This is a genomic window from Methylobacterium sp. WL7 (genome assembly GCF_008040085.1).
Taxonomy (GTDB): domain Bacteria; phylum Pseudomonadota; class Alphaproteobacteria; order Rhizobiales; family Beijerinckiaceae; genus Methylobacterium; species Methylobacterium mesophilicum.
This window is the reverse complement of sequence record NZ_VRVG01000036.1, coordinates 1-18,455: the sequence shown is the minus strand read 5'-3', so window position 1 is coordinate 18,455 and position 18,455 is coordinate 1. Positions and strand designations below refer to the sequence as shown.

The window sequence follows — 18,455 nt, the reverse complement described above, 5'->3', positions numbered from 1 at the left end:
TGGCGCTTAACGACGTTTGCATTCGGTCGTCACAGCGTCGGGGCGGCCGGTGCCGTTGAACGCGTGGCCGCGCGCTCGATATCACGGTACGAGGATGAGCCCCCCAACAGGATCGCGAGACATGATGCCGAGCACCACCGCTTCGCCGGTGAACGTCCGTCTGCCCGAGGGCGTGAGCGCCGCACGCGCCGCCGCCAAGGCCGTCGACCTCGGCCATCTTCCGGAATGGGATCTGTCGGACCTCTATTCCGGCCTCGAGGCCCCGGAATTCGCAGCCGACATGGCCCGGGCCGAGGAGATGTGCCGCGGATTTTCAGACCGCTATGCCGGCCGGATCGCCGAGCTGGCCGCAGCGGAGAACGCGTCCGACCGCCTCGCCGAGGCGGTCAAGGCCTACGAGGGCATCGAGGATCTGCTCGGCAAGCTGATGTCGTTCGCCGGCCTGATCTATTCCGGGGACACGACCGACGAGGCGCGGGCCAAGTTCTACGGAGACACCCGCGAGCGCCTGACCGATGCCTCGGCCGACCTGCTGTTCTTCGCCCTCGAGCTGAACCGGGTCGACGATGCGGTGATGGATGCCGCGATGTCCCAGGGACCGCTGGCGCATTACGCGCCCTGGATCGAGGATCTGCGGCGCGAGAAGCCGCACCAGCTCGACGACCGCACCGAGAAGCTGTTCCTGGAGAAGTCGGTCACGGCCAACGCCGCCTGGGACCGGCTCTTCAATGAGACGATCGCGGCCCTGCGCTTCACCGTCCAGGGCGAGCAGATGCCGCTCGAGCCGACGCTCAACAAGCTGCAGGATCCGGACGGCGCCGTGCGCCGCGAGGCTGCGGGCGCGATCAGTGAAGTCCTGCGCGGCAATCTCCGCGTGTTCACGCTGATTACCAACACGCTCGCCAAGGACAAGGAGATCTCCGACCGCTGGCGCGGGTTCAAGGACGTCGCCGACGCGCGCCATCTCGCCAACCGGGTCGAGCCCGAGGTGGTGGCCGCCCTGGTCGATGCCGTGCAGGCGGCCTATCCGCGGCTCTCGCAGCGCTACTACCGGCTGAAGGCCAAGTGGTTCGGCCAGGATGCGCTGCCCTACTGGGACCGCAACGCGCCGCTCCCGAGGGTCGAGCAGCGCACGATTCCCTGGACGGAGGCCCGCGACACCGTTCTGTCGGCCTACGACGCGTTCTCGCCGAAGATGGCCGGGATCGCGAAGCGGTTCTTCGACGAGCGCTGGATCGACGCGCCGACGCGGCCCGGCAAGGCGCCGGGCGCCTTCGCGCACCCGACCGTCCCTTCGGTCCACCCCTACGTCCTCGTGAACTATCAGGGGAAACCGCGGGATGTGATGACGCTCGCCCACGAACTCGGCCACGGCGTCCACCAGGTGCTGGCCGGTCCGAACGGCGCCCTGATGGCGCCGACGCCCCTGACGCTCGCCGAGACGGCCAGCGTGTTCGGCGAGATGCTGACCTTCCGCAAGCTGCTGGCGGCGACCACCGACACGACGCAGCGCCGGGCCATGCTCGCCGCGAAGGTCGAGGACATGATCAACACGGTCGTGCGCCAGATCGCGTTCTATTCGTTCGAGCGGAAGGTCCACCTCGCCCGCGCCAAGGGCGAGTTGACCAGCGACCAGATCAACGCCCTCTGGCTCTCGGTCCAGGCGGAATCGCTGGGGCCCGCCATCACCCTGGATGCGGGCTACGAGCCGTTCTGGGCCTACATCCCCCACTTCATCCACTCGCCGTTCTACGTCTACGCCTACGCGTTCGGCGACTGCCTCGTGAACTCCCTCTACGGAGTTTACGCGAAGGCCGAATCCGGTTTCGTGGACCGCTACTTCGCGCTGCTCGCGGCCGGCGGCTCGAAGCCTTACGGCGAGTTGCTCGCACCGTTCGGCCTGGACGCCCGGGACCCGGGTTTCTGGCAGATCGGGCTCGGGATGATCGAGGGGATGATCGTCGAGCTGGAAGGGATGGAGGTGGGGGCCTGAACCACTTCCAGGCACGCCTCCGCGATGTTATACATTGCGTATAACATCGCGGAGGTTGGTCATGAAGCTCGAGGTGAAGCGCGTCGGCAACTCCACGGGCCTGATCCTGCCCAAGGATTTTCTCGGAAAGCTGAATCTCGCGCAGGGCGATTGGCTCTACGTGACCGAGAATGCAGACGGCTCGGTGCGGCTTTCCCCTTATGACCCGGCGTTCGAGAAGGGCATGAAAATCGCCGAGAAGGCGATGAAGACCTACCGGAATGCACTGGCGGAACTGGCGAAATGAGCACCGATCACGAGATCGTTTGGCTCACGAGCGAACTCGTCAAAACGTTCCACGCCCTGCAGTTGAAGCAGTTCGGCGGGCCTCCTGGCCTGCGCGACGAGGGAGCCCTCGAATCGGCGCTCGGACGGCCGGTCAATCGAATTGCCTATGCCGAGGATGGCGCTCGGATCGACCTGGCCGAACTCGCAGCAGCCGACGCTTTCGGTATCGCCAAGAACCACCCGTTCATCGACGGCAACAAGCGGGCTGCCCTTCTGGCGCTCATCACGTTCCTCGGCCTCAACGACATCGATTTCATCGCCGACGAGGCTGAGGCTGTGGTGATGATACGCGGCCTCGCGGCGGGCGAGATCGACGAATTCGGCCTGACCCGTTGGATCCGAGACAACTGGCCGGCCGGCTGAGACGCCGCGGCGCAGCGACCCGGCGCTCTGGTGCGCCGCCGGCGAAGGCTTATGTCCAAGTCTGCACCGAGGAAGATCCTGGACAATGGCCGAGACCGACCGCGAAGCCAATCGCTTCTCCGCCCGCGCGGGCCGCTACGCCAGCGTAGGCGCCAATGTCGGCGGCGTCGCCGCGCGGATGGCGATGTCCCGGCTGTTCGGCAAGGAGGGGACGACCAGCGCAGCGGCCCTGGCGCAGGCTCTCGGCGGGTTGAAAGGTCCGATCATGAAGGTGGCGCAGCTTCTGGCCACCATTCCCGACCTGCTGCCGCCCGAATACGCGGCGGAACTCCAAAAGCTCCAGGCCGATGCGCCACCCATGGGCGCCGCATTCGTGAAGCGCCGGATGCAATCCGAGCTGGGGATCGGCTGGCAGGGCCGATTCGGCAGTTTCGACCTGAAGCCCGCGGCCGCGGCCTCGCTGGGACAGGTCCACCGGGCGACCACGACGGATGGCGAATTGCTGGCCTGCAAGCTCCAGTATCCCGACATGCAATCGGCCGTGGAGGCCGACCTGAAGCAGCTCGAGATCGCCTTCGCGCTTCACCGGCGCATGAACAGCTGGCTCGATACCCGCGAGATCGCCAAGGAGATCGGCGCCCGGGTCCGCGAGGAACTGGATTACGAGCACGAGGCGAAGCACGCCAGCCTTTACGGCGAGGTCCTCAAGGATATCGACGCCGTGCGTGTGCCGCGGGTCTATCCGGACCTGTCGACCAAGCGCCTGCTCACCCTGAGCTGGCTCGACGGCGCCAAGATCCTGAGCTTCGCCGAGGAGCCCGTCGAGGTTCGCAACCGCATCGCGCAGTCGATGTTCAAGGCGTGGTGGCACCCGTTCAGCCGTGCGGCCGTCATCCACGGCGACCCGCATCTCGGCAACTACACGGTCTTCTCCGAGGGCGGCGAGGCAGCCGGCATCAACCTGCTGGATTACGGCTGCGTGCGGATCTTCCATCCCCGCTTCGTCGGCGGCGTCGTCGATCTGTATCGGGGCCTGCTGGAGGACGATGGCGCGCGAATCGTCCACGCCTACGAGGTCTGGGGCTTCAAGAACCTCGACAAGGAGAAGATCGAGATCCTGAACATCTGGGCGCGGTTCATTTATGGCCCGCTCCTGGAGGATCGCACCCGCACCGTGGCCGATGGGGTCAAACCGGGCGAGTACGGCCGGAGTCAGGCGTTCCAGGTGCACCAGGCTCTAAAGGAGCGGGGCCCGGTGACGGTGCCGCAGGAGTTCGTGTTCATGGACCGCGCCGCCGTGGGCCTCGGAGCGGTGTTCCTCCATCTCCGCTCGGAGCTGAACTATCACCAGCTGTTCGAGGCCGAGATCGAGCACTTCTCGCTGGAGGAGCTGGCGCAGCGGCAGAGTCAGATCCTGACCCAGGCCGGATTGCCGATGCCGGCCTAGTTGGCCCTTCGGGAGTCCACCGAGGGGGCAATCAACTTGCGTGCGTCCGATTGCGGCAGGAAAACGCTTGAGCTACATCCCAATGCGACCACAAGAAGTCGCATCCAAGGGAAACGAGCGCACGATGGCCGAGAGTGAGACGGTGGGCGGGCACACCTACAGCCCGGCGATGGACGCAAGCACCCACGAGCAGACCTATCGCGGCTTCGTTCGCTTCGTCGAGATCGGCACCGGGGTGGTGATATGCTGGGTGCTGGCCCTCGCCGTGGGCGGCATCCGCGAAGCCTGGCTGCTGGCGATCCTCAGCGTGATCGTGTCGGGTGCCGCCGGCGCCGTCGGGGCGCTTGCCCCCGCGATCGGCTGGCGCGGCCCCCTCGTGGTGGCGATTCTCCTGTTCCTCTACCTGGCCTTCGCCTGATCGCGCGAAGATAACCGCGCGCCCGATTGGACGAGCGGTTCGATGACGCGTTGAAGCGCGGCTGTCCTGTCGGCAGCCCGCGGGTTACATTCCCACTTATTCCATCAGCGCAATCTTCATTCGCGTCTCGAAAAGCCGTGCCGGTTCGCGCATTCGGGAGGCCAAGCTTATCCAGGGGAAGCCTCGCATGCGCATCGCTGTGCTGTCCGAGACGGACTCTGCGGAGCCGCGGGTGGCCGCGGTCCCGGAGACCGTCAAAAAGTTCAAGGCGCTCGGTGTCGACATCACCGTGCAGGCGGGGGCCGGGCAGAAGGCCGGGGTCCTGGATTCCGAATACGAGGCGGCCGGGGCCGAGATCGCCGGCAGCGCCGCCGACGCGGCACGGGATGCCGACCTCGTCTTGAAGGTCCGGCGGCCGGCCGAAGAGGAGCTGTCGCTGCTCAAGCGCGGCGCCACCGTGGTCGCGATCATGGATCCCTACGGCAATGAGCCCGCGCTGAAGGCGATGGCCGAAGCCGGCGTCTCGGGCTTCGCCATGGAGCTGATGCCCCGCATCACCCGTGCGCAGGTGATGGACGTGCTCTCCTCGCAGGCGAACCTCGCCGGCTATCGCGCGGTCGTCGACGGCGCTGCCGAGTACGGCCGCGCCATGCCGATGATGATGACGGCGGCCGGCACCGTGCCGGCGGCCCGCGTGTTCATCATGGGCGTCGGCGTCGCCGGCCTCCAGGCGATCGCCACGGCCCGGCGCCTGGGCGCGGTGGTGACCGCCACGGACGTGCGCCCCGCCACCAAGGAACAGGTCGAGTCCCTCGGCGCGAAGTTCGTCGCGGTCGAGGACGACGAGTTCAAGCAGGCCGAGACCGCGGGCGGCTACGCCAAGGAGATGTCGGCGGGCTACCAGGCCAAGCAGGCCGAGCTGGTGAAGGGCCACATCGCCAAGCAGGACATCGTCATCACCACGGCGCTGATTCCCGGCCGTCCGGCCCCGAAGCTGGTCTCCGAGGAGATGGTCGCCTCGATGAAGCCTGGCTCGGTCCTGATCGATCTCGCGGTCGAGCGCGGCGGCAACGTCGCGGGCGCCAAGCCGGGTGAGGTGGTGGTGACCGATCGCGGCGTGAAGATCGTCGGCCACACCAACGTGCCGGGGCGCCTCGCCGCCACGGCGTCGAGCCTCTACGCGCGCAACCTCTACGCCTTCGTCGAGACCCTGATCGACAAGGAGTCGAAGGCGCTGGCGATCAACTGGGACGACGAGCTGGTGAAGGCCACCAACCTGACCCGTGACGGTTCCGTGGTCCACGCCTCGTTCCAGGCGAAGACCGACGGGCCGGCTTCGGAAGCTGCCGCCGTGGGTCTGGCCAAGTCGGAGACCGGTAAGGCCGAGCCCGCCCCGGCCCCGTCCGACGCCCGCTGAAGACCGATCGCGAGGAGAAGCAGTATGGCAAACCTTGTCGTCCCTCCCGATCAGGCCGCTGATCAGACCCGCGTCCTGGCCGACGCGGCGCGCGCAGCCGCCGATGTCGCCCGCAACGCGGCCGACCAGGCCCAGGCCATCGCGGCCGGGATGGGCCATGGGATCAGCGCCGCCACCGGCGGGGCCGTCGATCCCTTCATCTTCCAGTTCGCCATCTTCGTGCTGGCGATCTTCGTCGGCTACTACGTCGTCTGGTCCGTGACCCCCGCGCTGCACACCCCGCTGATGTCGGTCACCAACGCGATCTCGTCGGTGATCATCGTCGGCGCACTCCTGGCGGCCGGCGTGCCGCTTATGGAGAAGGGCACCGGCTGGGCCCGCGCCTTCGGCTTCATCGGCATCGTGCTGGCCAGCGTGAATATCTTCGGTGGCTTCCTCGTGACCCAGCGCATGCTCGGCATGTACAAGAAGAAGGCCTGAGACGATGTCCCAGAACGTCTCCGCCCTTCTCTACATCGTCGCCGGCGTCCTGTTCATCATGGCGTTGCGGGGGCTCTCGCACCCGACCACGTCGCGGCAGGGTAACCTCTACGGCATGATCGGCATGGCGCTCGCCGTGCTGACCACGCTGATCGGCCATCCGCCGGCCGGCTTCGGCGCCTGGATCCTCGTGATCCTCGGCATCGGCATCGGCGGCGGCGCGGGCGCGGTCATCGCCAAGCGCGTCCCGATGACGGCGATGCCGCAACTCGTGGCCGCGTTCCACTCGCTGGTCGGCTTGGCTGCCGTGGCTGGCGCCGCGGCGACCCTCTACGCGCCGCAGGCGGTGGGCATCCTCGAGAACGGCCACATCCACAAGCAGTCGCTGTTCGAGATGGCGCTGGGCGCCGCGATCGGTGCGATCACCTTCACCGGCTCGGTCATCGCCTTCGCCAAGCTCGACGGGCGGATGTCCGGCAAGCCGATCATGCTGCCCCAGCGGCACCTGATCAACATCGGCATCGCGGTGGCGCTGGTGGTGCTGATCGCCCTGTTCATCGGCAACGAGAGCAAGGCAGTGTTCTGGCTGATCGTGCTGCTGTCCTTCGCCCTGGGCGGCCTGCTCATCATCCCGATCGGCGGCGCCGACATGCCCGTCGTCGTGTCGATGCTCAATTCGTACTCGGGTTGGGCGGCGGCCGGCATCGGCTTCACCCTCGGCAACCTCGCTCTGATCATCACCGGCTCGCTGGTCGGCTCCTCGGGCGCGATCCTGTCGTACATCATGTGCCACGCGATGAACCGGTCGTTCATCTCGGTCATCCTGGGCGGCTTCGGCGGCGATACGGCGGCCGCCGGCCCGGGTCAGGTCGAGACGCGCCCGGTCAAGCAGGGCTCGGCCGACGACGCGGCCTACATCATGAAGAACGCCGAGCGGGTGATCATCGTCCCGGGCTACGGCATGGCGGTCGCGCAGGCGCAGCACTCCCTGCGCGAGATGGCCGACATGCTGAAGAAGGAGGGCGTCGACGTGAAGTACGCCATCCACCCGGTCGCGGGCCGCATGCCGGGCCACATGAACGTGCTGCTCGCGGAGGCGAACGTGCCCTACGACGAGGTGTTCGAGCTGGAGGACATCAACGGCGAGTTCCCGCAGGCCGACGTGGCCTTCGTGATCGGCGCCAACGACGTCACCAACCCGGCCGCGAAGACCGACAAAGCCTCGCCGATCTACGGCATGCCCATCCTGGACGTGGAGCGGGCCAAGACGGTGCTGTTCATCAAGCGCGGCATGGGCTCGGGCTATGCCGGTGTCGAGAACGAGGTGTTCTTCCGCGACAACACCATGATGCTGTTCGGCGACGCCAAGAAGGTGGTCGACAACATCCTCAAGGCGTTCTGAGACACCCTGGGGTTCGGTTTCGGCGAGGGGCGGGCAGCGATGCGCGCCCCTTTGTCGTGCCGGCTCACGGTCGAGCGCGGCCGCTGTTGCTGTCGCGCCCGCGCGCCCGGGGCCCACACGGTGTAGGGTGCAACCCGTGTCCGCCGCCACCGCCTCGCCGATCACCGAACCGCCGCCGTTCCTGGGCGTCTCAGCATCCGTGACCGGACGGCGCTGGCAGGAGCGCTGTGCCGGCCCGGCGGTGCAGAACCAGATCGCCAAGATGGTCCAGGCCCACGGCCTGCCGGAGCTGCTGGCCCGGGTCCTGGCCGGTCGGCAGGTGGCCCCGGACGAGGCCGCCCGGCATCTGGCGCCGCGCCTGCGCGACCTGATGCCGGATCCGGATACGCTTCTCGACATGGATGTGGCCGTGCGGCGGCTGGTCCGCGCGATCCGGCGCGGGGAGATCGTCGCCGTGTTCGGCGATTACGACGTCGACGGCGCGGCCAGCGCCGCGATGCTCGCCGGCTACCTGCGCCAGCTCGGCCTCCGGGCCCCAATCCACATTCCCGACCGGATCACCGAGGGCTACGGACCCAACGTCGCAGCGATCACCGCGCTCGCAGCCGAGGGGGCGACGCTACTGGTTTGCGTCGATTGCGGCACCAGCGGCCACGGCCCGCTGGAGGAGGCCGAGAAGCTTGGCCTCGACGTGATCGTCCTGGACCATCACGCGGCGGCCGAGGTGCTGCCCCCGGCCCGGGCCGTGGTGAACCCGAACCGCCTCGACGACCTCTCCGGGCTCGGCCATCTCTGCGCCGCCGGTGTGGTGTTCCTGACCCTCGCCGCCCTGAACCGTGCCCTGCGCCGGGACGGCTTCTTCGGGCCACATCGCCCCGAGCCGGCGCTCACCGATGCCCTCGACCTCGTGGCGCTGGCGACCGTCGCCGACGTCGTGCCGCTGGTGGGCCTGAACCGCGCCTTCGTGACCCAGGGGCTGACGGTGATGCGCCACCGGGGCCGGACCGGCCTGGCCGCTCTGCTCGACGCCGCCTCGCTCAGCGAGCCCCCGGAAGCGTGGCATCTCGGCTTCGTGCTCGGGCCGCGGATCAATGCCGGCGGCCGAATTGGGGATTCGGCGCTGGGGGCGCGCCTGCTCACCACCGCGGATCCCGCCGAGGCCGCCCGCATCGCCGCGGACCTCGACCGTCTCAACCGCGAGCGTCAGGCCATCGAGGCCCATGCGGTGGCGGGGGCGGAAGCCGAGATGGACCGCGCCCTGACCCTCGATCCGGCACGCGCCGTCCTGGTGACCGGGGACGCCGCATGGCATCCGGGCATCGTCGGGCTGATCGCGGCGCGGCTGAAGGAGCGCTTCAACCGGCCGGCCTTCGCGTTCGCGATCAGGCCCGACGGCAGCGCCACCGGTTCCGGGCGCTCGATCCCCGGGGCCGATCTCGGCCTGGCCGTCCGGGCCTGCGTCGAGGCCGGGCTGGCGAGCAAGGGCGGCGGCCACGCCATGGCGGCGGGCGTCACCCTGCGGGCCGACGACATCCCGCGCTTCGAGACCCATCTCGCCGCGTTGCTCGGCGCCAGCGTCGCCGTCTCACGGGCCGCCGACGCCCTGCTGATCGACGGCGGGTTGAGCGCCGGCGGCGCAACCGCCGAGACCGTGCGGCTGCTCCAGCGCGCCGGTCCGTTCGGGCAGGGCGCGCCGGAGCCGGTCTTCGCGCTCGGCCGTCACCGTCTGGTCGATGCCGCCGTGGTCGGCACCGGGCATGTCCGCGCGCGCCTGCGCAGCCGCGACGGGCAGGCCGTCGGCGCGATCTGCTTTCGGGCCGCCGAGCGGCCGCTCGGCCAAGCCCTGCTTCGGAGCATCGGCCAGGAGATGCACGTCGCCGGCACCCTGTCCTGCGACCGCTGGCGCGGTGCCGAGCGGGCGCAGCTGCGGATCGTCGATCTGGCTCCGGCCGACGCCTGAGGCATCGTTCCGAAAGTTGGCCGCCGGCTTCCGGAAATCGACGGTGCGCCGAACGCTCAGCTTCCGGCCATCACCAGGGCCCAGAACCGCTTGTAGCGGGTGTTGGGCGCATCGACCCGGGCGATGCCGATCCGGCGGATCTGGGGGAGCAGCATGTTCTTGTTATGCTCGGAACTCGCTTTCCAGCGCGCCAGCACCTGCTCGAAGGTCTCCGAGCCGGCGCTGAGATTCTCCGCCGCGTAGGACTTCGCCAGGCCGGCCGAGGCCATCCGCGACGTGAAGCTGCCGCCGACATCGTGGCTGAGCTGGCCGTTGCGCGCGTTGTTGCCGGCCTGGAACGCGGCCGCCTTCACCAGGCCGCCATCGACGACGACCGGGCTCAATCCGTGCTGGACCCGATAGGCCGAGATTGCGGCCGCCGCCGCGACCTCATCGAGGATCGCGGTATGGGTCACGTTCTCGACACTGGGCTCGGGCGTGAAAGACAGGCCGCCGCAGCCAGCAAGTGCCAGCGCCAGGGCCGCGGCGAGGGGAAGGAGAGCTTTGGACACGGTCGATCGCGGTTCCGGGAGGGATGCGTCTCCCTCGGGACCGGTTGCGGCGAAAGCGCGGCGCTCGAAGGCGCCCGCAGGCGCAATAGGCCGACCGTGTCACCAAGGCCACGGGCCTCAGGCGGCGAGTGCGTCACCCCCGAGCATGACCGGTGCGAACACGCGCAGGAGATCGGGATCCAGATGGCCAATCCCATCGACCATGATCGCCAGCGCCTCGGCGGGGCTGGCCGGCTTCCGGTAGGCGCGGCGCTCCGTCAGCGCCGAGAACACGTCGCAGATCGCCACGATCCGCACCAGATCGGAGATCGCCCGGCCGGAGAGCCTGTCCGGGTAGCCGGCGCCGTCGAGCCGTTCGTGATGGTGCAGGACGACGTCGATCACCTCGTCCTCGAAGCCGCCCTGTGCCCGCAGCAGGTCGGCGCCGATCACGGGATGGCGCTGCATCAGCCGTAACTCTTCCGGATCGAGATGGCCCGGCTTGTTCAGGATTTCCGAAGGGATCCGCGATTTGCCGATGTCGTGGAGGAGGGCGGATCGCACGAGGCGGGCGAGATCGATCCGGCTCAAGCCGATCTGCGCGCCGAAGCTGGCGGCGTGACCCGCGACCCCGAGCGTGTGCTGGTAGACGCCGACATCGTGGCGCCAGACTTCGGCGAGCCAGGCCGTGATGCCGGCTTCCGAGACGGCGGCCAGGACCAGCTCGGTCCCGCGCTCGACATCGGCGCGCTGCAGGCCCGCCCCGAGCGCCGCACTGTCGAACAGCTCGGCCACGATCCCGGTGGCATCCGTGACCCGGCCGACGAGGCGCTGCATGCGGGTTTCCACCGAGCGCGTCACCGCCTCGATCATGGCGAAGACGTTGGCCAGCACGACCTGGCGCGGTGCGGCGGCGGGCAGTTGCCGAAGATGCGGCGCGGACTTGAGCGGCTCGCCGCGGACCAGGACCAGGCGTGGGACCGGCCGGCCTCGATGGGTCAGCGCCGGCTCGAGCGCCGCGGCCTGTGCGGGATGCAGGTCCAGGATGATAAGGTGCGGGCGCCCCGGCGGAATCGCCGACCCAGCGGCGACCGCCCGGCAATCCATGACCAGCGCGATGGCGCGCTCCAGGGCCGCCCGTTCGGTCGGGCGATCCGAAATCAACAGCACGAACGGGTTGTTCGTGGTCTGCGCTTGTATGCCGAGGGCCAACGCGGTTGCTCCCCGGTCCGCATGGTCAACGATGTGTTGACGCTAACGGAAACCTTTGAGCGAAGTGTTAACCCTACGCAGTCTCCCGGCGTGTAGACGCTGAAAAATCAGTGTTCAGGCGAGGCTGACAGCGCCGTCCTGGCGGGTCTGCTGAGCGGCGGGCTTGCCGGCATCGGAAGTCGGGCTCAGCACGTCCGCGAGCTTGACGGCCAGGAGGGCCTGGCAGGCGGCGAAGGCGGTGAACACGACGAGGAAGTTGGCGATCATCGGACGGCTCCGGTACGGCTCGGCTGGACACTGGATGGTGCGATGCATGAAATGCCATGTCGCAGCGCAAACTGGTATTCCAAATACCGAATGCCAATTATGTCAGGAGCGCATGACGCGATCGCTCGCTGAAAGACACCGCTCAACGTCGATCGCGGCGTCGGCCGCTCCGCGTGCGAGGTACCGAATTGGGCCGGTTGAATAGGCGTATGTTGCACTGCAATCGGATTGCTGTGTGATCCGACGCAATCGGCCCTGCCAGAACGCGCGTTCGATAATCAATGCTCGAAGAGACTGCTCAGAGCCTGTCTGACCGCACGATCGCCGTCGAATGAACGTTCTACCGGCGGAGACCCCAACCTGTCCCCTCATCCTGAGATGCTGCGCAGCAGCCTCGAAGGAGGCCGCCAGGGATCGCGCGGCAGGCTGGACGGTTCCCTTCGAGGCCTCCGCTTCACTTCGTCGCCTTGGGATGAGGGCGAAAACGGGAATGACCGGTCAAGCAGCCTCATGGACGGCGGACACCATTCGACCCCGCTTCATCGCCCGGTCGCGAATCCTCAGTCCAGATAATCACCGTAGGTATCGACGTGCTGCGCGAGCCCCAGACCGTGCTCGCGCACGAGCCGTTCGGCCGTGTCGGCGTTTCGAGCCTCCAGCGCGGCGATGATCGCCACATGCTCGCGGATCGAATGCTGCGCGCGGTCGCCCTGCCGCAGCGCGGTGCTGCGAATCCCCCGCACATGCATCAGCAGATTGCTGGTGAGTTCGGCGATCGGCTCACAATGTCCGAGTGCAATGATCCGCTGATGGAAGCGGATGTTGGCGTCCGAATACTCGTCGATGTGCTCGGACGGCTGTCCTTCATAAAATTCCGGGAATGACTCGCGCAGCGCACGGAGCTGCGCGTCGGTGGCACGGGTGCAGGCGAGCCGGGCCGCCATGCTCTCCAGCGCCGTCCAGGCGTGGATCATGCCGACGATCTCACTCTTGTTCTTCTTGATGACGAACACGCCGCGACGGGCCTCGGACCGGACGAAGCCCTCCTGCTCCAGCACGGTGAGCGCCTCGCGCACGGGCGTTCGGCTGACCCCGAGGTCCTGCGACAGTTTCCGCTCATCGAGCCGCACCTCATCGGGCCGCCCGTAGATATCCATGTTGGTTATAGCAGTCTTGAGCGCTTCATAAGCCAAGGTCCGTAGACTGGAGCTGGCGACGATCGGTTTAACGCTCAACGGTTCTGAGTTCGACATGCCTCGTCCAGCCGGTCCATGCCCATATTGTCTCGCACGTGTTCTCTGTCGTGCGCTCGTAAAACGAACTAACCCAAACCTTTTCCCGATCCTAGTCAATTACGAGCCGACCCACAGACCCTTGGTCCCGTATGCGATCCGGCCTCCGCCCCGGCACGGAGCAATATCCGGAAGGGTAATTCCGAATTCGTCCCGCACGAACGAAGCGCCGCGTTAATCCAGCGGCATATTCGTGTATTTTTGTGCAGGATCGATTGACAGAATCTCCCGCCGCCAGCACCATCCTTCTGGCATACCGTACACCAGCATGTATTCGGTGACGGGGTGCGACGGTTGGCGACGATGCCGACAGAGTTTTCGTTTGTCTGTCGGTCAAGAATTTTTCAAAGCATGCCGTTCGCTTTGTTCTGACAAGGGCGGCCGTGTCCGGGCATAAACACAGCCGGGATCAGATACAGAATAATAAATCCAGCCAGGAGGGAAGCGTATGTCCGAGATTCGCAAACCGGTTGGGGCGGGCCGATGGCTGCAGCTCGCATTCGGCGTCGTCTGCATGTGCATGATCGCCAACATGCAGTACGGCTGGACCTTCTTCGTGAACCCGATGCAGGAGCGTCACGGCTGGGATCGCGCCGCGATCCAGGTCGCGTTCACGCTGTTCGTCGTCACCGAGACCTGGCTGGTCCCGATCGAAGGCTGGTTCGTGGACAAGTACGGTCCGCGGATCGTCACCCTGTTCGGAGGCCTGCTCTGCGGCATCGCCTGGGTGATGAACTCCTACGCCGAGACGCTGACGATGCTCTACGTCGCGGCCGCGATCGGCGGCACCGGCGCCGGGGCGGTCTACGGCACCTGCGTCGGCAATTCGCTCAAGTGGTTCCCGGACCGTCGCGGTCTCGCCGCGGGCATCACCGCGATGGGTTTCGGCGCCGGTTCGGCACTGACCGTCGTGCCGATCCAGGCGATGATCAAGTCCCAGGGCTACGAGGCCGCGTTCTTCTACTTCGGCATCGGCCAGGGCCTGATCGTGATGCTGGTCGCCCTGTTCCTGCGCTCGCCGGCCAAGGGCCAGGTCCCGGACGTCGCCCGGGTCAGCCAGTCCAAGCGCGACTTCAAGCCGGGCGAGATGGTGCGCACCCCGATCTTCTGGGTGATGTACGCGATGTTCGTCATGATGGCCGCCGGCGGCCTGATGGCCACCGCGCAGCTCGGCCCGATCGCCAAGGACTTCAAGATCGCCGACGTTCCGGTCTCGCTGCTCGGAATCACGCTGCCGGCGCTCACCTTCGCGGCGACGCTGGACCGGGTGCTCAACGGCGTGACGCGACCGTTCTTCGGTTGGATCTCGGACCATATCGGCCGCGAGAACACGATGTTCATCGCCTTCGCCATCGAGGGCCTGGGCATCTACGCGCTGAGCCAGTTCGGCGAGAACCCGATCGCCTTCGTGCTGCTCACCGGCCTGGTGTTCTTCGCCTGGGGTGAGATCTACTCGCTGTTCCCGGCGACCTGCGGCGACACCTTCGGGTCGAAATACGCGGCGACCAATGCCGGCCTGCTCTACACGGCCAAAGGCACCGCGGCCCTGATCGTGCCCTATACCAGCGTGCTGACGACCATGACCGGAAGCTGGTACACGGTGTTCCTGGTGGCGGCCGGTCTCAACATCCTGGCGGCGCTCCTGGCCCTGTTCGTCCTCAAGCCGATGCGCGCCGCCTACACCAAGGCCCCGCAGGCGAACCTGGCACCGGTGCTGGCTCAGTAACGCCAGCGCGCCCGTCAGCTCGAAGGCCCGGCGCCGCTTTACGGCGCCGGGCCTTCATGCGTACCGGATGCCGGATGCAACCGGAGACCGGGCATGGACAACGACGAACGGATCGCGCGCGAGGGTGTCGTCGCGGCGGCGCGGGATCTCGACGCGCAGAGCCTGAACCGGGGCACCTCGGGGAACGTCTCGGTGCGGTTCCGCGACGGCCTGCTGATCACGCCCTCGGGGGTGCCGACGGCGCGCATGGGCCCGGACGACATCGTGCCGATGGCGCTCGACGGGACCCACCCGACGGGGCTCAAGCCGTCCTCGGAATGGCGCTTCCACCGGGATATCCTCGCGGCGCGGCCCGAGGTGGGCGCCGTTGTCCACGCGCACCCGATCCACTGCACCGCCTTCGCCCTCTGCGGACGGCAGATCCCGGCGGTCCACTACATGATCGCGGCCTTCGGCGGACCGAACGTGCGCTGCGCCCCCTACGCGCCCTACGGCACCGCAGAGCTGTCGGAACTGGCGCTCGCCGCCCTCGAAGGCCGAAACGTCTGCCTCTTGGCAAACCACGGCATGATCGCCGCCGGCGGAAGCCTGGAGAAGGCCGTATGGCTGGCCGTCGAGCTGGAGACCCTGTGCTGGCAATACGCCGTGGCGCTCCAGGTCGGGGCTCCGAACGTCCTGTCCGACCACGAGATCGCCGGCACCGTCGAGCGCTTCCGCGGCTACGGGCTGAACGCCGCCGACTGATGCTCGGGTCGCGGCCGGCGGTCAGCGTCCGAGAAACTGGCCGACCGCGATGCCGCCGGATGCGGCGAACTCGGCGGCCGAGACCTTCTTGCCGTCCTCCGGCTTGACCTTCCGGACTTCGATCCGGCCACCCTGCGCGCAGACGCTGAACCCGTCGTCGTCCACGGCGATGATCTCGCCCGGCTTGCCCTTCACGTCGCCCAGGCGGCGGACCGGGTGCAGGCGCGCGTCGAAGATCTGCAGCTTCTTGCCCGCGAGGGTGGTCCAGGCGCCCGGGGCCGGGTTCGCGGCGCGGATCAGGTTGTAGATCTGCTCGGCATGGGCGGACCAGCGGATCTCGGCCTCGGCGGTGCGGAACCAACCCTCGTAGCTCGCCGCGTCCTCGTCCTGGTCGATCTCGATATGCTGGCCGGCCGCCACGAGGTCGGCCGCCTCCAGCATGGCGTCCACGCCCATTGGGAACAAGTTGTTGAAGTAGATGTCCCCGAGGGTCGCATCCCCGCCGATCTCGCAGACCTTCTGCAGGATGACCGGGCCCTCATCGAGGCCGTCGGTGGGGCGGAAGATCGTCAGCCCGGTCTGAAGGTCGCCCTTGGCGATCGGCCAGTTGATCGAGGACGGGCCGCGATACCGCGGCAGCAGGCTGGGGTGGTACTGGATGGTGCCGTGCTTCGGGATCGTCACGAAGCTCTGCGGCGCGAATTGCAGCACGTACGCCATGATGCCGATATCGGCCTCGAGGCCGCGCATCGCCGCCTCGGCCTCCGGGCTCTTCAGGCTGGGGAACTGGAACACCGGCAGCCCGTGCTCCTCCGCCGCGGTCTTCAGCACGTCGGGCTTGGCACCGGGTTTCTCCGGCGCGCAGAACACGCCCGCCACGGTATCCCCGCGCTTCAGGAACGCCTCCAGGACGGCTTTGCCGAAGTCCTGCTGACCGATGACGGCGATGCGCATGGGCGATCCCTGGCGTCGTCCGGCCCCGAAGCGAGGCGGGATCTTTTGGGTATGGACTACGACGTTACGCGGACGGTCGGCGGCGACCCCGGACGCTCGGCCCGGGATCGCCTGGCGGCCTCACTCGGCCGCGATCTTCTGCACGCCCCCGATGGCGCCGGAGCCGGAGATCTCGCCGACCTCTTCCTCCGAGTACTTGAGGACGTCGCGCAGGATCTCCTGGGTGTGCTCACCCAGGAGCGGCGAGCGCACGACCTCGGTCGGGCTCGCCGAGAGCTTGATCGGGTTGCCGACCGAGAGGTAGCGGCCGCGGGTCGGGTGATCGACCTCCACGATGGTGCCGGTCGCCCGCAGCGCCTCGTCGGCTGCGATCTCCTTCATCGACAGGATCGGGCCGCACGGGATGTCGTGCCCGTTCAGGATGTCCATGGCCTCGAACTTGGACATCTTCATCGTCCAGGCTTCGATGCGCGTGAAGATCTCGTTGAGGTGCGGCAGGCGCGCCTTCGGGGAGGCGTAGTTCGGGTCGGTCTTCCAGTCGGGCTCGCCGATGATGTCGCAGATCGGGTCCCAGACCGCCGCCTGGGTGATGACGTAGATGTAGGCGTTCGGGTCCTGCTCCCAGCCCTTGCAGCGCAGGATCCGGCCCGGCTGGCCGCCGCCGGAATCGTTGCCGGCCCGCGGGGTCGCCTCGCCGAACGGGATGCCTTCGCCGAACTGGCTGTATTCCTTGAGCGGGCCGTGCTCGAGGCGCTGCTGGTCGCGCAGCTTGACCCGGCAGAGGTTCAGCACGCCGTCCTGCATGGCGCAGTCGACCTTCTGGCCGAGGCCGGTCTGGGTGCGGTGGTAGAGCGCCGTGACGATGCCCAACGCCAGGTGCAGGCCGGTACCGGAATCGCCGATCTGGGCGCCGGTCACCATCGGGATGCCGTCCCGGAACCCGGTGGTGGAGGCCGAGCCGCCGGCGCATTGCGCGACGTTCTCGTAGACCTTGCAATCCTCGTAGCGGCCGGGGCCGAAGCCCTTCACGGATGCCAGGATCATGCGCGGGTTCTTCGCGTGGATCTTCTCCCAGGTCAGACCCATCCGGGCCAGCGCGCCGGGGGCGAAGTTCTCGACGAGGACGTCGCATTCCTCGATCAGGCGCCAGAGCACCTCCTTGCCCTTCGGGTTCTTGGAGTCGAGCGTGAGCGAGCGCTTGTTGTGGTTCAGCATCGTGAAATACAGGCTGTCCACATCCGGGATGTCCTGCAACTGCTGGCGGGTGGCGTCGCCGACTCCCGGCCGCTCGACCTTGATCACGTCGGCGCCGAACCAGGCCAGAAGCTGGGTGCAGGTCGGGCCGGATTGCACGTGGGTGAAGTCCAGGATGCGGACGCCTTCGAGGGCCTTGGTCATGGTCGGTCTCGGATCTCGGATCGGGTTTCGGGAAGCGGCGGGGGTGTCTCAGGTCGGGGCCGTGATGGGCCGGGCGCCGACGGACGGTGACGGGCTGCTGCGGCGAGGTCTCGCGCGCCGCGCCGTCGAGACGGTTGCGTAACGATCGTGGAGACCCGCGTCCTCGCGTCTCGGACGGAACATGCCGACACTCCCTCCCGATGCGCGGTCCCGTCGATTCGCGGACCCGTCACGCCGGCCCCGTCGAGAGGGCCGTCACACTTGTATACCACATGCCATCCGCGGGAGGCGAGTAGAAAGAAGCACTCGCGAAGGTTGTAGGCATCACCGTAGCATAGGCCCAAGAGTTCTGCGTCTCAACGCGGCGGGGTACGTGCACTGGGGGAACTGATCCAGGACGATCGCTTGAAGGGGATCAGGCGGTCTGAGTGACGATGGCTCTGAGGTAGTCGTGGTTCCAAGCGGCGGCTTTTCTGCGGGTCTTGAGGCTGTCCGTGTCGGATGCGGTGCGGATGAGGTTCATGG

At 67.6% G+C, this 18,455-nt stretch carries 17 protein-coding genes; 11 read left to right on the top strand and 6 right to left on the bottom strand.

Features of this window, described 5'->3' with window-relative positions:
- Window positions 1–121: 121 nt before the first annotated feature.
- The 9 genes from FV233_RS12010 (at window position 122) to recJ (ending at window position 9,807) form a co-directional block, all read left to right on the top strand.
- On the top strand, window positions 122–1,993 hold the full coding sequence (locus FV233_RS12010; protein ID WP_147897607.1) for a M3 family oligoendopeptidase: 1,872 nt from the start codon (window positions 122–124) through the stop codon (window positions 1,991–1,993).
- Between the two features lie 61 nt (window positions 1,994–2,054).
- Window positions 2,055–2,279 (top strand): AbrB family transcriptional regulator, encoded by a 225-nt coding sequence (locus FV233_RS12005; RefSeq protein ID WP_147897606.1) that lies wholly within the window; start codon window positions 2,055–2,057, stop codon window positions 2,277–2,279.
- The gene (locus FV233_RS12000; protein ID WP_147897605.1) at window positions 2,276–2,683 is read left to right on the top strand and encodes a type II toxin-antitoxin system death-on-curing family toxin; all 408 of its coding nucleotides are present in this window, start codon (window positions 2,276–2,278) and stop codon (window positions 2,681–2,683) included. Before FV233_RS12005 ends, FV233_RS12000 begins: the two co-directional genes overlap by 4 nt.
- An 85-nt stretch (window positions 2,684–2,768) precedes the next feature.
- Complete coding sequence (locus tag FV233_RS11995; protein WP_147855381.1) at window positions 2,769–4,130, top strand: AarF/ABC1/UbiB kinase family protein; 1,362 nt, start codon at window positions 2,769–2,771, stop codon at window positions 4,128–4,130.
- A 124-nt stretch (window positions 4,131–4,254) separates the two neighbouring features.
- The gene (locus FV233_RS11990) at window positions 4,255–4,548 is read left to right on the top strand and encodes an aa3-type cytochrome c oxidase subunit IV (RefSeq protein ID WP_147855382.1); all 294 of its coding nucleotides are present in this window, start codon (window positions 4,255–4,257) and stop codon (window positions 4,546–4,548) included.
- Window positions 4,549–4,735: 187 nt separating this feature from the next.
- Window positions 4,736–5,965 carry a Re/Si-specific NAD(P)(+) transhydrogenase subunit alpha gene (locus tag FV233_RS11985; protein WP_147855383.1) on the top strand — a complete coding sequence of 410 codons (1,230 nt, stop codon included), beginning with the start codon at window positions 4,736–4,738 and terminating at the stop codon, window positions 5,963–5,965.
- 24 nt (window positions 5,966–5,989) lie between these two features.
- Complete coding sequence (locus tag FV233_RS11980) at window positions 5,990–6,445, top strand: proton-translocating transhydrogenase family protein (protein WP_147855384.1); 456 nt, start codon at window positions 5,990–5,992, stop codon at window positions 6,443–6,445.
- A gap of 4 nt (window positions 6,446–6,449) precedes the next feature.
- Window positions 6,450–7,847 carry an NAD(P)(+) transhydrogenase (Re/Si-specific) subunit beta gene (locus tag FV233_RS11975; protein WP_147855385.1) on the top strand — a complete coding sequence of 466 codons (1,398 nt, stop codon included), beginning with the start codon at window positions 6,450–6,452 and terminating at the stop codon, window positions 7,845–7,847.
- Between the two features lie 136 nt (window positions 7,848–7,983).
- Window positions 7,984–9,807, top strand: a complete 1,824-nt coding sequence (recJ, locus tag FV233_RS11970; protein WP_147897604.1) for a single-stranded-DNA-specific exonuclease RecJ — start codon at window positions 7,984–7,986, stop codon at window positions 9,805–9,807.
- A 56-nt stretch (window positions 9,808–9,863) separates the two neighbouring features.
- On the opposite strand, the gene FV233_RS11965 is transcribed toward recJ, so the two are convergent.
- The 4 genes from FV233_RS11965 to FV233_RS11955 form a co-directional block, all read right to left on the bottom strand.
- Window positions 9,864–10,358, bottom strand: coding sequence for a CAP domain-containing protein (locus FV233_RS11965; protein ID WP_147897603.1), 495 nt, complete (start codon window positions 10,356–10,358; stop codon window positions 9,864–9,866).
- Between the two features lie 117 nt (window positions 10,359–10,475).
- Window positions 10,476–11,549 (bottom strand): HD-GYP domain-containing protein, encoded by a 1,074-nt coding sequence (locus FV233_RS11960; protein ID WP_147897602.1) that lies wholly within the window; start codon window positions 11,547–11,549, stop codon window positions 10,476–10,478.
- A 114-nt stretch (window positions 11,550–11,663) separates the two neighbouring features.
- A complete protein-coding gene (locus FV233_RS30285; protein WP_187277696.1) occupies window positions 11,664–11,816 on the bottom strand; it encodes a hypothetical protein in 153 nt (50 codons plus the stop codon).
- Window positions 11,817–12,376: 560 nt separating this feature from the next.
- Window positions 12,377–13,069, bottom strand: coding sequence for a GntR family transcriptional regulator (locus FV233_RS11955; protein ID WP_147854562.1), 693 nt, complete (start codon window positions 13,067–13,069; stop codon window positions 12,377–12,379).
- A gap of 487 nt (window positions 13,070–13,556) precedes the next feature.
- On the opposite strand from FV233_RS11955, the gene oxlT reads away from it, so the two are divergent.
- Both oxlT and FV233_RS11945 read left to right on the top strand, forming a co-directional pair.
- Complete coding sequence (gene oxlT / locus FV233_RS11950; protein WP_147897601.1) at window positions 13,557–14,834, top strand: oxalate/formate MFS antiporter; 1,278 nt, start codon at window positions 13,557–13,559, stop codon at window positions 14,832–14,834.
- A 93-nt stretch (window positions 14,835–14,927) separates the two neighbouring features.
- Window positions 14,928–15,578 carry a class II aldolase/adducin family protein gene (locus FV233_RS11945; protein ID WP_147897600.1) on the top strand — a complete coding sequence of 217 codons (651 nt, stop codon included), beginning with the start codon at window positions 14,928–14,930 and terminating at the stop codon, window positions 15,576–15,578.
- Window positions 15,579–15,599: 21 nt separating this feature from the next.
- Here FV233_RS11945 and FV233_RS11940 read toward each other — a convergent pair whose 3' ends face one another.
- Together FV233_RS11940 and frc are read right to left on the bottom strand one after the other, a co-directional pair.
- On the bottom strand, window positions 15,600–16,532 hold the full coding sequence (locus FV233_RS11940; RefSeq protein WP_147897599.1) for a methionyl-tRNA formyltransferase: 933 nt from the start codon (window positions 16,530–16,532) through the stop codon (window positions 15,600–15,602).
- 120 nt (window positions 16,533–16,652) lie between these two features.
- Complete coding sequence (gene frc, locus FV233_RS11935; RefSeq protein WP_147854566.1) at window positions 16,653–17,930, bottom strand: formyl-CoA transferase; 1,278 nt, start codon at window positions 17,928–17,930, stop codon at window positions 16,653–16,655.
- Window positions 17,931–18,455 lie beyond the last annotated feature (525 nt).

What these genes read in the sequence shown, in the direction of transcription:
- FV233_RS12010 (WP_147897607.1), top strand. Translation starts at nt 122, where the DNA reads ATGATGCCGAGCACCACCGCTTCGCCGGTGAACGTCCGTCTGCCCGAG.
- FV233_RS12005 (WP_147897606.1), top strand. Translation starts at nt 2,055, where the DNA reads ATGAAGCTCGAGGTGAAGCGCGTCGGCAACTCCACGGGCCTGATCCTG.
- FV233_RS12000 (WP_147897605.1), top strand. Translation starts at nt 2,276, where the DNA reads ATGAGCACCGATCACGAGATCGTTTGGCTCACGAGCGAACTCGTCAAA.
- FV233_RS11995 (WP_147855381.1), top strand. Translation starts at nt 2,769, where the DNA reads ATGGCCGAGACCGACCGCGAAGCCAATCGCTTCTCCGCCCGCGCGGGC.
- FV233_RS11990 (WP_147855382.1), top strand. Translation starts at nt 4,255, where the DNA reads ATGGCCGAGAGTGAGACGGTGGGCGGGCACACCTACAGCCCGGCGATG.
- FV233_RS11985 (WP_147855383.1), top strand. Translation starts at nt 4,736, where the DNA reads ATGCGCATCGCTGTGCTGTCCGAGACGGACTCTGCGGAGCCGCGGGTG.
- FV233_RS11980 (WP_147855384.1), top strand. Translation starts at nt 5,990, where the DNA reads ATGGCAAACCTTGTCGTCCCTCCCGATCAGGCCGCTGATCAGACCCGC.
- FV233_RS11975 (WP_147855385.1), top strand. Translation starts at nt 6,450, where the DNA reads ATGTCCCAGAACGTCTCCGCCCTTCTCTACATCGTCGCCGGCGTCCTG.
- FV233_RS30285 (WP_187277696.1), bottom strand. Translation starts at nt 11,816, where the DNA reads ATGATCGCCAACTTCCTCGTCGTGTTCACCGCCTTCGCCGCCTGCCAG.
- FV233_RS11955 (WP_147854562.1), bottom strand. Translation starts at nt 13,069, where the DNA reads ATGTCGAACTCAGAACCGTTGAGCGTTAAACCGATCGTCGCCAGCTCC.
- oxlT (WP_147897601.1), top strand. Translation starts at nt 13,557, where the DNA reads ATGTCCGAGATTCGCAAACCGGTTGGGGCGGGCCGATGGCTGCAGCTC.
- FV233_RS11945 (WP_147897600.1), top strand. Translation starts at nt 14,928, where the DNA reads ATGGACAACGACGAACGGATCGCGCGCGAGGGTGTCGTCGCGGCGGCG.
- FV233_RS11940 (WP_147897599.1), bottom strand. Translation starts at nt 16,532, where the DNA reads ATGCGCATCGCCGTCATCGGTCAGCAGGACTTCGGCAAAGCCGTCCTG.
- frc (WP_147854566.1), bottom strand. Translation starts at nt 17,930, where the DNA reads ATGACCAAGGCCCTCGAAGGCGTCCGCATCCTGGACTTCACCCACGTG.